Origin of the sequence: Paenibacillus sp. HWE-109, assembly GCF_022163125.1 — a bacterium.
Taxonomy (GTDB): domain Bacteria; phylum Bacillota; class Bacilli; order Paenibacillales; family NBRC-103111; genus Paenibacillus_E.
The window spans coordinates 67,465-79,768 of sequence record NZ_CP091881.1 but is presented as its reverse complement, the minus strand read 5'-3'; the positions used below and the strand labels follow the sequence as shown (position 1 = coordinate 79,768).

At 46.0% G+C, this 12,304-nt stretch carries 13 protein-coding genes and 1 pseudogene; 7 read left to right on the top strand and 7 right to left on the bottom strand.

Features of this window, described 5'->3' with window-relative positions; all coding sequences use genetic code 11:
• Positions 1–10: 10 nt before the first annotated feature.
• Positions 11–823, top strand: coding sequence for an NAD kinase (locus LOZ80_RS00375; protein ID WP_238169586.1), 813 nt, complete (start codon positions 11–13; stop codon positions 821–823).
• Between the two features lie 65 nt (positions 824–888).
• Here LOZ80_RS00375 and LOZ80_RS00370 read toward each other — a convergent pair whose 3' ends face one another.
• Together LOZ80_RS00370 and lipA are read right to left on the bottom strand one after the other, a co-directional pair.
• Positions 889–1,212, bottom strand: a complete 324-nt coding sequence (locus LOZ80_RS00370) for a YutD family protein (RefSeq protein ID WP_238169585.1) — start codon at positions 1,210–1,212, stop codon at positions 889–891.
• A 42-nt stretch (positions 1,213–1,254) separates the two neighbouring features.
• Positions 1,255–2,130, bottom strand: coding sequence for a lipoyl synthase (lipA, locus tag LOZ80_RS00365; protein ID WP_238169584.1), 876 nt, complete (start codon positions 2,128–2,130; stop codon positions 1,255–1,257).
• Between the two features lie 157 nt (positions 2,131–2,287).
• On the opposite strand from lipA, the gene larE reads away from it, so the two are divergent.
• The 3 genes from larE to larC (LOZ80_RS00350) are packed head-to-tail and all read left to right on the top strand — an operon-like array spanning position 2,288 to position 4,753.
• Positions 2,288–3,136, top strand: a complete 849-nt coding sequence (larE, locus tag LOZ80_RS00360; protein WP_443147004.1) for an ATP-dependent sacrificial sulfur transferase LarE — start codon at positions 2,288–2,290, stop codon at positions 3,134–3,136.
• Positions 3,133–3,909, top strand: a complete 777-nt coding sequence (gene larB, locus LOZ80_RS00355) for a nickel pincer cofactor biosynthesis protein LarB (protein WP_238169583.1) — start codon at positions 3,133–3,135, stop codon at positions 3,907–3,909. Before larE ends, larB begins: the two co-directional genes overlap by 4 nt.
• Positions 3,910–3,919: 10 nt before the next feature.
• Complete coding sequence (gene larC / locus LOZ80_RS00350) at positions 3,920–4,753, top strand: nickel pincer cofactor biosynthesis protein LarC (protein ID WP_238169582.1); 834 nt, start codon at positions 3,920–3,922, stop codon at positions 4,751–4,753.
• 28 nt (positions 4,754–4,781) lie between these two features.
• Here the strand turns inward: larC (LOZ80_RS00350) and larC (LOZ80_RS00345) are convergent, their stop codons facing one another.
• Positions 4,782–5,270 (bottom strand): nickel pincer cofactor biosynthesis protein LarC2, encoded by a 489-nt coding sequence (gene larC / locus LOZ80_RS00345; RefSeq protein ID WP_238169581.1) that lies wholly within the window; start codon positions 5,268–5,270, stop codon positions 4,782–4,784.
• Positions 5,271–5,387: 117 nt separating this feature from the next.
• Here larC (LOZ80_RS00345) and LOZ80_RS00340 point away from each other — a divergent pair, with 117 nt between their 5' ends.
• The gene (locus LOZ80_RS00340) at positions 5,388–6,407 is read left to right on the top strand and encodes a M23 family metallopeptidase (protein WP_443147003.1); all 1,020 of its coding nucleotides are present in this window, start codon (positions 5,388–5,390) and stop codon (positions 6,405–6,407) included.
• A gap of 14 nt (positions 6,408–6,421) precedes the next feature.
• Here LOZ80_RS00340 and yunB read toward each other — a convergent pair whose 3' ends face one another.
• The gene (gene yunB / locus LOZ80_RS00335) at positions 6,422–7,195 is read right to left on the bottom strand and encodes a sporulation protein YunB (RefSeq protein ID WP_238169579.1); all 774 of its coding nucleotides are present in this window, start codon (positions 7,193–7,195) and stop codon (positions 6,422–6,424) included.
• Positions 7,196–8,005: 810 nt separating this feature from the next.
• Here yunB and LOZ80_RS39345 point away from each other — a divergent pair.
• Both LOZ80_RS39345 and LOZ80_RS00330 read left to right on the top strand, forming a co-directional pair.
• Positions 8,006–8,176: pseudogene (locus tag LOZ80_RS39345) on the top strand (transposase); the annotation flags it as partial.
• A 75-nt stretch (positions 8,177–8,251) separates the two neighbouring features.
• Positions 8,252–8,854, top strand: a complete 603-nt coding sequence (locus LOZ80_RS00330) for a hypothetical protein (protein ID WP_238169578.1) — start codon at positions 8,252–8,254, stop codon at positions 8,852–8,854.
• 197 nt (positions 8,855–9,051) lie between these two features.
• Here the strand turns inward: LOZ80_RS00330 and LOZ80_RS00325 are convergent, their stop codons facing one another.
• The 3 genes from LOZ80_RS00325 to LOZ80_RS00315 form a co-directional block, all read right to left on the bottom strand.
• Positions 9,052–9,306 carry a hypothetical protein gene (locus tag LOZ80_RS00325; RefSeq protein ID WP_238169577.1) on the bottom strand — a complete coding sequence of 85 codons (255 nt, stop codon included), beginning with the start codon at positions 9,304–9,306 and terminating at the stop codon, positions 9,052–9,054.
• A 372-nt stretch (positions 9,307–9,678) separates the two neighbouring features.
• Positions 9,679–11,331 carry a fibronectin type III domain-containing protein gene (locus tag LOZ80_RS00320; RefSeq protein ID WP_238169576.1) on the bottom strand — a complete coding sequence of 551 codons (1,653 nt, stop codon included), beginning with the start codon at positions 11,329–11,331 and terminating at the stop codon, positions 9,679–9,681.
• Between the two features lie 21 nt (positions 11,332–11,352).
• The gene (locus tag LOZ80_RS00315; RefSeq protein WP_238169575.1) at positions 11,353–12,216 is read right to left on the bottom strand and encodes a hypothetical protein; all 864 of its coding nucleotides are present in this window, start codon (positions 12,214–12,216) and stop codon (positions 11,353–11,355) included.
• Positions 12,217–12,304: the final 88 nt, after the last annotated feature.

The following is a 12,304-nucleotide window of genomic DNA, read 5'->3' as shown; positions in this document are numbered from 1 at the left end:
AGGAACACCATTGAAATACAACGTCATTGAACGTGGAGATGACATCTCCAAGGAACTGACAGAGCGCTTCCACACTCTCGCCGCACAACAGGGCATGCCTAGGGATGAAGAGAATCCCGATATCGTCCTCTCCATTGGCGGAGACGGCACGATGCTGCAAGCTTTTCATAAATATACCAAGCAATTAGATCATATCGCTTTTGTCGGCATTCATACAGGTCATCTCGGTTTTTTCGCGGATTGGAAACCTCATGAATTAGATGACCTTGCTTCCCTAATGTTTAGCGTAACTACACCCGAGGAGCTGCATGTCGTTCAGTACCCTGTTGTAGAAATTGAAATCACGACAGAACAAGGTATAGAGACCCATCTTGCTCTCAACGAATTCACCTTGCGGGGAATCGAGGTTTCCCTGGTCGCTCGCTTGCACGTCAACGATGAGATGTTCGAAATGTTCCGCGGAGACGGCATCTGCATCTCCTCTCCTGCGGGCAGTACAGCCTATAACAAAAGTTTAGGCGGGGCTATGGTTCACCCTTCGCTGGAAGCCATCCAGATTGCAGAAATCGCTTCGATCAACAACCGTGTTTATCGAACGCTAGGTTCTTCAATGATTCTGCCCAAACATCACCATTGTGATATTTATCCCAAGGCGCAGCAGAACATGCTCCTCTCCCTCGATCATTTGTACATGCAGCGCAGCGATGTCGTCTCTATTCGGTGCCGTGTTGCTTCTAACGTGAAAGTAAAGTTCGCCAGATTCCGCCCATTCCCCTTCTGGAACAGGGTTCGTGAAGCCTTCGTAGGATTAGAACTCAAATAACAGCAAACAAAGACGCCCCCATCTCGGAAGAGAGAGCGGCGTCTTTATTTTTGAACACTAGTATGTTATGGGGTCGTTGCAGTTGCAGCCACTTCAGAAGGCGCTTGTTGTTTTGCGCCATTCACTTTTTCAATAATGAAATATGCGCAGCCGAAGTTGCAGTATTCATTCAAGTAATCTTGTAGTGAAGCAATCGATGACTCCTTCGTAGCTTTGGGGTGGATTTCTTTGAAAAAACCTCTCAGCCTAAGCTGACTGTATCCCCAGTCGCCTACGATATAATCATAACGTTCCAGCACTTCACTGAATCGTTCTTTGAACACTTCAAAGTTCCAGCCATTCTTGTGATCTGTTACGAGCTCGTATGTTTTATTGGCGATATGAATCATGATGGTAGGAAGCTCTCCTTTCTTATGATCCGTTAAGTTCATCTAAGCATGAGTTGCGGCTTTCACTTGTTCATGAGCATGATAAGAGCTGCGTACCAATGGCCCTGACTCCACATGCTTGAAGCCACGCTTCATGCCTTCCTCTTTCAGCAAGGCAAACTGCTCAGGCGTATAATATTGGGATACAGCCAAATGAATAGTTGACGGCTGCAAATATTGCCCAATCGTCATAATGTCGCAGTTCACGGCACGTAAATCGTCCATCGTTTGCAGCAATTCGTCCCACTCTTCCCCTACGCCAATCATGATACTGGATTTGGTCGGGATGTTCGGAGCAATAAGTTTGGAGCGTTCAAGCAGCTCCAGCGAGCGACGATACTTAGCTTTGGAGCGGACGCGATCTGACATGCGCTCAACGGTCTCCATGTTATGGTTCAGGATATCTGGTTTCGCCTCCAGAACCGTCACTAGTGATTCTTCACGTCCCAAGAAGTCAGGGATCAGCACTTCTACCGTGCACAGCGGCAACTTTCGACGGATTGCTTTGATCGTCTCTGCGAAGATCATGGCGCCTCCATCTTTCAAATCGTCTCGTGCAACAGAAGTAACGACGCAATGACGCAATCCCATTTGGAGAGCAGCATCAGCAACACGTTCCGGTTCTTCCAAATCCAGTTCTGTGGGAAGGCCTGTCTTCACGGCGCAAAAGCGGCAAGCTCGGGTACAAATATCTCCCAATATCATAAAAGTAGCGGTGCGATTGGCCCAGCACTCATGAATATTCGGGCATTTGGCTTCCTCACAAACCGTATGCAGCGTCTTGGAACGCATCATTGACTTTATTTCTTTGAAATTCTCGTCTGTCTTGAGATTAATTTTTAACCAGTCTGGTTTTCTCTCTAATGGCTTTGTAGGCACTATAAATCCCGCCTTTTTTGTTGGTTTCTCATTGTTGTTATTATAACATGAATGACTGACAAAACAATCCACTTTGGCAGTCAGTTGTGATACACTAATCTAGATGCACCAAAACAGCTCAGCTTATGACATAAAGGCTGTATGGGAGGGAAGAAACTTGAGCATACCAGAAGTAACACGAGAGAAAGACCGCAAGCTGGGAGAAATTTTACGTGGTATGGGCCGTGTATTAATCGCCTTCTCAGGAGGCGTCGATAGTACATTTGTCCTCAAACGCGCAAAGCAAGAACTTGGCGATCAAGTCCTAGCCGTCACCGCCGCATCCGAAACATTCCCTTCACGGGAATTCGATGCAGCCGTTGAACTTGCAGAACAAATCGGTGTCCCACTGTACAAAACAGAGGTCAAAGAATTGGAGAACGCGAACTTCGTCGCCAATAATCCAGATCGCTGTTATCATTGCAAAACGGGACTTTATTCTCACTTGCAGGATCTAGCCAAAGAGTTAGGTTACCCTTATATTCTGGACGGCTCCAACATGGATGATCTCGGCGACTATAGACCGGGACTTCAAGCCAAGAACGAGCAAGGCGTTCGCAGTACACTTCAGGAATCCGGCATGACCAAAGACGAGATCAGACAACTTTCCAAAGAGTTGGGTCTGCGCACTTGGAATAAACCGTCTTTTGCTTGTCTGTCTTCACGCATTCCTTACGGAACACAGATCGAGAAATGGAAAATCGACCAACTGGATGAAGGAGAATACTTCCTGTCTCAGCTTGGCTTGTATCAAGTGCGTGTACGTCACCACGAAAAAATTGCCCGGATTGAAGTTATGCCGGATGAAATACATAAAGTCGTGGAACACCGTGACGCCATTTATGAAAAGTTTAGCAAGCTCGGTTTTACGTACGTCACGCTGGACTTGCAAGGCTATCGCACAGGCAGTATGAACGAAGTGCTGTCCAAAGAAACTAAAGATAAGGTGAAAGAAGCATCCCTATGATGGACTTGGAAAAGATTTTAAAGCTTGTCCAGACAGGTGATCTGGACGTAGAAGAAGCCAAAAAGCAAATCATCAAGGATGGCGTCGGCCAAGGGCCAGGCAACCTTGATCTTGGATTTGCGCAGCTTGATATCGATCGCGAGAAGCGAACGGGCTTCCCCGAAGTCATATTCGGGGAAGGCAAGACCGCCGAGCAGATCGAGGCCATCTTCCGGCGGCTGACAGAGCACACCGATCGCGTACTTGCTACGCGGGTCGACGCAGCCAAAGCCGCCCATGTTGTCGCTGCCGTGGAAGGCGTCACCTACCACGAAACCGCTCGGTCGCTTACTTGGTTCAAGCGACCGCTGCTCAAAGTCCACGACGGCTACATTGCCGTCGTGTGCGCCGGCACCTCCGACCTCCCCGTGGCGGAGGAGGCCGCTCTTACAGCAGAATGCCTGGGCAGCCACGTCGAACGAATTTTCGACGTGGGCGTAGCAGGCATTCACAGGCTTTTCCGCCGGCTGGACCTCATTCGCGGTGCTAACGCGATTGTGGTCGTCGCCGGCATGGAAGGCGCGCTCGCCAGCGTTGTTGGCGGGCTGGTGTCCAAGCCCATCGTCGCTGTGCCGACGAGTATAGGCTATGGCGCGAATCTTGCAGGTATCGCCCCCTTGTTGTCGATGCTCAACAGCTGTTCGCCGGGTATATCCGTCGTTAACATCGACAACGGCTTCGGAGCCGGTTACTATGCCGGGCTCATCAACAAAAATATGTCGAAACGAGCGTGAGGTTCCCACAATGCGCATTCTATATTTAGACTGCTTTTCAGGTATCAGCGGCGATATGACTCTCGGCGCGTTAGTAGACGCAGGGGCAGATCGAGTTTACATTGAAGAAGAGCTAACCAAAATCAAGCTGGAACCTTATCACTTGGAATGGAAACGCGTCGTCAAACGCGGAATTTCAGCCCTCAAGCTTGATGTCATCCAAGATCCGAATCATCCGCCCAAACACCATCGTCATTACTCGGAAATCGTCAAAGTGATTCAGTCAGCTGGATTTAATGAGCGAGTAACAGCCTTAAGCTTAGCTATTTTCGAGAAAATCGGAATCGCCGAAGCCAAAATCCATGGCATCCCGGTTGAAAAGGTCCATTTTCACGAAGTCGGTGCGATCGATTCCATCGTTGATATCGTCGGTGTTGCTCTTGCCGTTGATTCTTTGCAAATAGAACGTATCTTTGCTTCCCCGGTTCCCTTAGGTTCTGGAACCATTCATATCGATCACGGGACTTATCCGGTACCCGCTCCGGCTACATTAGAAATGATGCGCGGCTTGCCTATCGCTTCAACCAGCTATAGCCTGGAAATGACGACCCCGACAGGTGCCGGAATTATTTCCGGTATCGTCGACGAATTTTCCAAAAGCTTTCCTCCGATGATCGTCGATACAATTGGTTATGGTGCTGGTACAAGAGATTTACCTAACCAGCCTAACGTGCTTCGTGTCGTAGTAGGGAAAGTCGATCCTTATATCGGCAAATGGCAAGTAGGCCACGAACATCTTGCCCATGAGCATGGACACAGTCATGGTCACACCCATGATGATCACCATCATCATCACGATCAATAATAACGTCAAAACGCCTCTTCTGATCAAGTCAGGAGGAGGCGTTCTTTATTTTTTGCAGCCTGAAACTCGCACGAACTTCTTCGTAAACCAGCTTCAATGGAACTTGATATTCTTTCGCTATCTGCTCACATTCCTTGAACTCCGGTGCAAATTGAACCAATTTCCCTCGATGGTAGCCCACCTTCACAGTCATTGTTCCCCATTGTGTGTCTACCCTTTCAAATTCCCTGGCCAATCTATGGCAAGAAGCATGCAGATACCGTATACCAAGCGTTGTCGTTTCGCTAAAAATAATACCCTCGATATCGGATAAGCGCCCGTCTTCCACCAGTACATTCAGCATAATTCCGGGACGGCCCTTCTTCATAATAATCGGCACAACATACACATCGTTAGCACCAGCCTCAAAGAGCTTATCCATAATATAAGAAACCCACTCGGGATTCATATCATCCAAATTCGCCTGAATTAACAGCATATTTTCATCAACATGCTCATCCCTGTGATTAAAGCTCACAATCCTCACCTCTTACTGGCATCATAGCAAAAAATAGAACTTAACGGAAGATCAAGTGGATAAACATTCCCAGAAGAGCACATCCTAAGAACTAACATTTCAGGAAGGATGATAGAGATGAAAAGCAGACCGTTTTGGTCGCGGGTTCTTGTTCTTAGCCTCCTCCTATCAGCAACCGAATCCGGGAGTCTTTCAATCAAAGCTGCATCCATTGCAGATATTAAACCACCTCAGAACCTTAACGCGGAGCGAAAAGAACTTTTCGAGAAAACAAGTCTCGTATCCGGTATTCCATGGACTTACCTTGCAGCTGTTGATCAATATGAACGAACAATGAATGTTGCCAAAAAAAGAAACGTTCATCAAAGAATAACCAGCATTTACTTTACTGACTCAGAATGGACTGGCTTATTAAATCCAGATCAGCAAGATACCAATCCTAAGAGCATTTCCTTCTTTCATGGCTTTGGCCGAGATGGCTCAGGGGACGGCATCGCAGACCGAAACAACGATCTAGACCTACTTGCAGCTATGGCTCAGCTCATGACCAAAAACGGTATGCAGGAAGAAAATTTACAAATCAACCTTTGGAATTATTATCAAAACTCACGCAGTGTTGAGCGCATCAAACAATTCGCAACCATTTTTGGCACATTAAACACACTTGATGTCGGAGAGCATGCTTTTCCGTTACCCGTGAATGCAGACTACTCTTATCGCAGTACATGGGGAGATAACCGTGGATGGGGCGGGCATCGCTCTCATGAAGGAACCGACCTATTCGCCAGGTATGGGGTGCCTGTAAGAAGCACCTGTTATGGCATTATTGAAGTAAAAGGCTGGAATCCCTACGGCGGCTGGCGGATAGGCATTCGAGATGCCAGCAATATCTATCATTACTACGCCCACCTTTCCGGATTTCAAAAAGGAATCAAAGAAAACGACGTCGTAAAGCCCGGTCAAACCATCGGTTGGGTAGGCAGCTCCGGCTATGGCAAACCAGGGACGTCCGGGAAATTCCCGCCTCATCTTCACTTTGGACTTTATCGGGATAATGGACTCACAGAGTGGAGCTTCGATCCCTACCCTTCTCTTCGTAAATGGGAACGTGAAGAACTCAGCAAGCTAAAAAACTAAGAACAGCTAAGCCCTTAATGGGTAGTCTCTCCCTCTGGTTCAACCGTCGGCGTGTTTGGTTTACCTGCATTTGGTAGCTGGGGAATGGATATACTGGGTAATCCGGAGTCTTTATTGCCTCCAACAGGGTTACCTTTATTGTCATAATAATAAGTAGGCACATCGCCAACCACTAATGAATAAGAAATCGGAATTTCCGTTTCCACAATTTCAGTATCCGAATCAAACGGAATAATCACAGAAACCTCGGCAATAATTCGGACATACACCTCAAACATCACCATATTGATGCCTGCATTTTGCGAACGAGTATTCAAATCAACCTTCACACTGCCAACTGGCAGCAGCCGAATCGGAATATCTGGGCCAAAAGAGGATAGAATAGCACTGTTCAACGCCTGCCCGACGGGAATATGTTCAGAAATACTTTGTAAATTATCAAGCTCTCCCTGCACCGTTTTAATCGTCTCGGAAGTAATCCGCATATGTTCATTATAATTCAGCATAAAGCCTGTAATCTTCCCATTTTTGTCCATCTTCCAGTCAATCAACTGCTCGGCATTCGTACTCCCAGCCACATGGTCCGCTATGGCCGTATTAATAGCTTGTGTGGCAATCTGCTTTATCCGCACTTTGGCCAAATTCATTAATGGCGGCCTAAGATTGCGTTCAACGAAAATAAAAAATTGCACACCAAATAAAACAAAGATGACAAGAGCAATCAACAGTACCTTCTTGCGGCTCGTTCTCCCTGTAGGCCTGCTTCTCCATCGTCGCCTTTGCAGCATCTCATTCCCTCCCCTAGCGCGTTGTTTCATTAGTACTACCTTATGCGGACATGAATTGAAAAAGAAGGACACTTTCCATGAACTCTCCCTATCCTCATTGACTACCTGTGCCTGCTATCCTAGGCAGATGATCTCCTGCTTCCATCTTATTATCGTCGCTTCACAACCTCCTATCCCGGCAATCCAAAGCCGATGAGCTCCTGCTTCGATCCTATCATCGCTTCACAACCTCCTAATCCCACTATCCAAAGCGGATGAGCTCCTACTTCCGATCCTTTCGTTGCTTCGCAAGCTCTTATACCCGCTATCCAAAACGGATGAGCTCCTGCTTCGATCCTATCGTTGCTTTGCAAGCTCCTATACCCGCTATCCAAAACAGATGAGCTCCTGCTTCGATCCTATCGTTGCTTCGCAAGCTCCTATACCCGCTATCCAAAACAGATGAGCTCCTGCTTCGATCCTATCGTTGCTTCGCAAGCTCCTATACCCGCTATCCAAAACGGATGAGCTCCTGCTTTGATCCTATCGTTGCTTCGCAAGCTCCTATACCCGCTATCCAAAACAGATGAGCTCCTGCTTCGATCCTATCGTTGCTTCGCAAGCTCCTATACTCGCTATCCAAAACAGATGAGCTCCTGCTTCGATCCTATCGTTGCTTCGCAAGCTCCTATACCCGCTATCCCCATCCCTCAGTTCAGCACGCTCGCTTCTAGTTGGAAATAAATAGTATTTCATCTTGATAATTGATTAATTATTAGGTATAATAGAGATAGGAACATTTGTTCTAAAACCTATTTCCAGGAGACTCTCATGGACTTTTCCAATATGTCACTTGAGCAATTTAACAATCAATTCACAACTGAAAATAGCTGCGTCGATTACCTTTTTAGTGTTAGGTGGCCTCAAGGTTTCATATGCCCTCGTTGTTCTCATCGTCATGCTTATGTAACTTCTACTCGTCGACTTCCACTATATGAATGTTGTCATTGTCGATTTCAAGTTTCCCTTATTTCCGGTACCGTGATGGAAGGCAGTCGAACGGAGCTACGCAAATGGATGGTTACTTTTTTTCTGCTCGCCCGTCAAGATAAGGGGACAACCGCAGTTGAGCTCTCCCAGATCATTCAAGTTACATATAAAACAGCATGGTCAATCTTGCACAAAATCCGCTCGATGATTCATAAATCAAATAATCAAAGTCCACTGACTGGTTCCATAAGCATTAACTCAGCCGTCTATGGGCGACCCTTCAATCCCTCCGTTTACAAACACCCAAGAGAGCACCTTCTTCTTATCGCTGCATCTCCTAACTACACAGAAGAAACTACCACCTTCCTCAAAATTAAGCATGTTATCCCTGACAATCCCACATCTAGACACATTACACGTTCTGCAATTATTAACTTTCAAACGCAACATATTGACTCATCTGCACAAAATATTTCAATTACTACTGGACTGTATACTCCCAAGCGACTCCGCCCCTTACTTTCAATCGCTAAACAAGCTTCCCAATGGATTAATACGACTTTCCATGGTCTTGGCGCCACTCATCTCCAATTTTACCTTGAGGAATTTATTCTTCGTTTCAGCCTTTTTTCTAAAAACATTTCCCTATTTCCTCGCTTAGTAAAGCTTTGTTTCAGCATATATCCCTGACAATATGTAAGTTATAATCTCATTGTTTTCCCTTAGGTTTACTATGTATTCTCCGTGTACTTTGAACACGAATTCATACTTTATCTTTGCAAACAACAACAACAACAACAACAACAACAACTTGGTTTATTTGTTCTGCTGTTTGTACTTCCAGTTTGTTCTTTTGACTGCGTTACTTTGTGTTCTTATATTATTATTTACTTTTCTTTTACTGCTTGATCTTCTGTCTGTTGTTCATCTGCCAGTTCTTCTGTCCGTTCTTCTGTTTGTTCTTCTGTTTGTTCTTCTGTTTGTTCTTCTGTTTGTTCTTCTGTTTGTTCTTCTGTTTGTTCTTCTGTCCATCCTTCTGTTTGGTTCTTCTGTTTGTTCTTCTGTCCAATCTTCTGTTTGCTCTTCTGTTTGTTCTTCTGTCCATCCTTCTGTTTAGTTCTTCTGTTTGTTCTTCTGTCCATTCTTCTGTTTGGTTCTTCTGTCCATTCTTCTGTTTGGTTCTTCTGTCCGTTCTTCTGTTTGGTTTACTGCTTTTTTCACTTTTTTACCATTTTTTATTTATTTCCACCATTCCCCATTTTCTGTTTCTTCTGTTTATTCCCTCGTTTCTTAATTAGCATTAAAAAAAGACCATACCTAATTAATTAAGTTCAGGCACTTCTGAGGAGATGGGATAGTCCTTATAGCACGCAAGAACAAAGCATAACATGAGGAGGAAGCGGTCAAGTCGCGTCGGCCTGGGGTTGGGGTTGATATAAGCAGATAAAAACCACCTTCAGCAAAGGTGGCTCCAAGCTTTTAGAGGGCTTGGACCTCAAGATATGGGGATGCTTTTAATGAGAAGCAGGGACCAACGAGGTTCCGCCAAGGCCACTTGGCGTGCTGCTTGTTTTGCTTAAGGCGATTTTATCGACCCGTGCACCGTCTTCTCTTACTTTGATATACAGCGTGTGTGTACCTGTTGCTAGTGAAATTGTGCTGCTCGGCTTTTTCCATGCCCAGCTGGAACCGCCTGTTGTGACTTGCTTGTTGCTGCCGGAATCAACTGCAATGTTAAAGCTGTCAGAACTGCTATCCGGACTTTGCGAAAGCAAGTAGATGTAGAAGGAGCCTCCGTTGGTTACCTCGAGATCGTATCGCAGGTAGTTCGTATCGCTGTCACCTGAACCATTCGGTGTTTCCATGTAATTGGAACCTGAGCAGGATGCACATGCCGTAGCTATGAATGTTCCATTTTTTGACGTATACGTTTCAGCTTCAATGTACGAAACGGAGCTTCCATTCACGTTATAGTACAGAGTACCGTTTCCTGTACCACCGCTTGCGGCAGTGGTAGCACTTACAGCTGTAGATGCTGAAGATTGGTTACCGGCGGCATCTTTCGCTACAATTGTGTAGCTATAAGCTGTCGAAGGGGCAAGGCCAGAATCACTGTAAGATATCGTAGTTGGGGAGCCTACTTTTACACCATTGCGATAAACGTCATAGCCTGACATGCCCACATTATCAGAGGAAGCTGTCCACCCCACTTGGATTTGTGTGCTGGATGTCGGGGTTGCTGTTACGTTAGTCGGGACTGTTGGCGCAACAGTATCTGGTGTTGACGCTGTTGGCGCATAACGTTCCATGATTAGGCTTGTTTTAAGGATGTCTGATTCAACAAGCCAACCTTTTGAACGGAGCAAGTTTATTAGATCAGTACGTACACTTGTTGCTTCACTCAGACTGTCTGTTTTGAATGAAGCCTCGACGATGTCTTCCGTGCCTGTTTTTGTAGCATTGAGTATTGTCCAAATCTCGATATCTAGTTCTAGGTTTTTATATTCGCCTTTATATCTTTTGAAATCGACAGGTCCGTAAATAACTGCATTGTTTAACTGCGATGTTCCCCAGCCTGTGCTGGTCCAATTGCTGAATTTACTTGGCGCATTGGCGATAGAAACAGAACGCGAGGTGGCTAGATTCGGCGCATTCAAACCGCTTCCGCTGTACCCAGAAACGGTGACATCTTTCTCGTACTGTACACTCAAGGTTTGTTTGCTGAATGTCCAATCGACTTGAAACTCAAAGCCGGCAGCGGAACTATTTAAGCCATCACCCGCTGCTGTAGTCAAAGCAGCATTAATATCCCCGCCTGTAACGGGATATCTCTTTTTGAACTGCAGCTGATGGGTGCTTTGGTCGCTTCTTTTGCGAATACGATCGCTCCATCCCAGACCATCCAAAGAGCGTGCAGCTGTATCCATATACTGTACACGATAGCTTTTCGCCGAAGAACCTGTAGCGAATTGGCTGCGAACGCTGCTGACAAGGTTATGACTGGCATCAGCTACGATTGCGGGAGCTAGATTGAGTTTAACTTCATAGCTAGGCGTGCCGTTTGCTGCTGAAGCCTGCTGCGGGGAGAAAACCCCGCCTGCCAAAAGAACTGCTGCGGCCGTTGTTGCCAGAACCAGTTTAGATGTTTTGTTCAGTGCTTGAAACATTCGCTCATCTCCTAAAATAGTCTAATATCGATCCATTATAAGTTGTGTTTTTAGAGAATCTTGAGCCAGGAACCATCCTTTGTTCTGCAAATAGGTAATAAGCTCATCATGCTTGGTAGACGCCGTTGTTTGACTATTTGTTTTGAAGGAGGCTTCTACAACATATTCTGTGCCTGTACCAGACGCATTAAGTATTGGCCAAACTTCGATGTAAAGCTGCTGACCACTCCAGGTACCGATGGAGCGTTTGGCCAAAACAGGCCCATAAATACGAGAAGAAGAGAGTTTGCTTGTCCCCCAACCACTGGACACCCAATTATTAAATTTATCAGGCGCATTATTGATAAGAAGGCTTCTTGAATCGCTTTGGTTCGTTAAATCCATACCGCTATAGCCCGATTTGCTGCCGCTTTTGGTCCGTGTTATGCTGAGCGTTTTCTTTTGATACCCCCACTCAATCTGAGCTTCGTATCCGGTGTCACCGGAATTGAAACCTTCTTGATTGGCTAAGGTCAAAGCCCCGTTAATATCGCTGCCTGTCACTGCATAGCGTTTCTTGTAGCTGAGTTCGAAGTCATTTTCACCTTCTGTTTTACGAATCCGCGTGCTCCATCCATTGTTATAAATATCTTTGGCATTCGTATCCAGGAACTGGACGTTCATTTTGGTCACCGTGTCCGGCATACCAAAAGCTGTTTTCACACCGCTGGTAAGCTTGAAGTCTGATCCCAGAACGACACTTGGATCCAGCAGCAGCTTCACTTCATAATTGGGCACCATATTGCTGGCAGCTTCCGCTTGTTGCGGAGCACTGCCGATACCAGTTACTAATGTGGTTCCTACTACGGCAGCCATAACGATGTTCAACACATTCTTTTTCAACATCAATTCATCTCCTCATCATCTGGAAAAGTTTTCCCTACAGACTTGAGATTAAATGAGATTTGTTTTTGGATGATCAGCTGCACGTGTA

What these genes read in the sequence shown, in the direction of transcription:
- LOZ80_RS00330 (WP_238169578.1), top strand. Translation starts at nt 8,252, where the DNA reads ATGGTTACTTTTTTTCTGCTCGCCCGTCAAGATAAGGGGACAACCGCA.
- LOZ80_RS00340 (WP_443147003.1), top strand. Translation starts at nt 5,388, where the DNA reads ATGAAAAGCAGACCGTTTTGGTCGCGGGTTCTTGTTCTTAGCCTCCTC.
- larB (WP_238169583.1), top strand. Translation starts at nt 3,133, where the DNA reads ATGATGGACTTGGAAAAGATTTTAAAGCTTGTCCAGACAGGTGATCTG.
- LOZ80_RS00320 (WP_238169576.1), bottom strand. Translation starts at nt 11,331, where the DNA reads ATGTTTCAAGCACTGAACAAAACATCTAAACTGGTTCTGGCAACAACG.
- yunB (WP_238169579.1), bottom strand. Translation starts at nt 7,195, where the DNA reads ATGCTGCAAAGGCGACGATGGAGAAGCAGGCCTACAGGGAGAACGAGC.
- LOZ80_RS00370 (WP_238169585.1), bottom strand. Translation starts at nt 1,212, where the DNA reads ATGATTCATATCGCCAATAAAACATACGAGCTCGTAACAGATCACAAG.
- LOZ80_RS00315 (WP_238169575.1), bottom strand. Translation starts at nt 12,216, where the DNA reads ATGTTGAAAAAGAATGTGTTGAACATCGTTATGGCTGCCGTAGTAGGA.
- LOZ80_RS00325 (WP_238169577.1), bottom strand. Translation starts at nt 9,306, where the DNA reads ATGGACAGAAGAACAAACAGAAGAACTAAACAGAAGGATGGACAGAAG.
- larC (WP_238169582.1), top strand. Translation starts at nt 3,920, where the DNA reads ATGCGCATTCTATATTTAGACTGCTTTTCAGGTATCAGCGGCGATATG.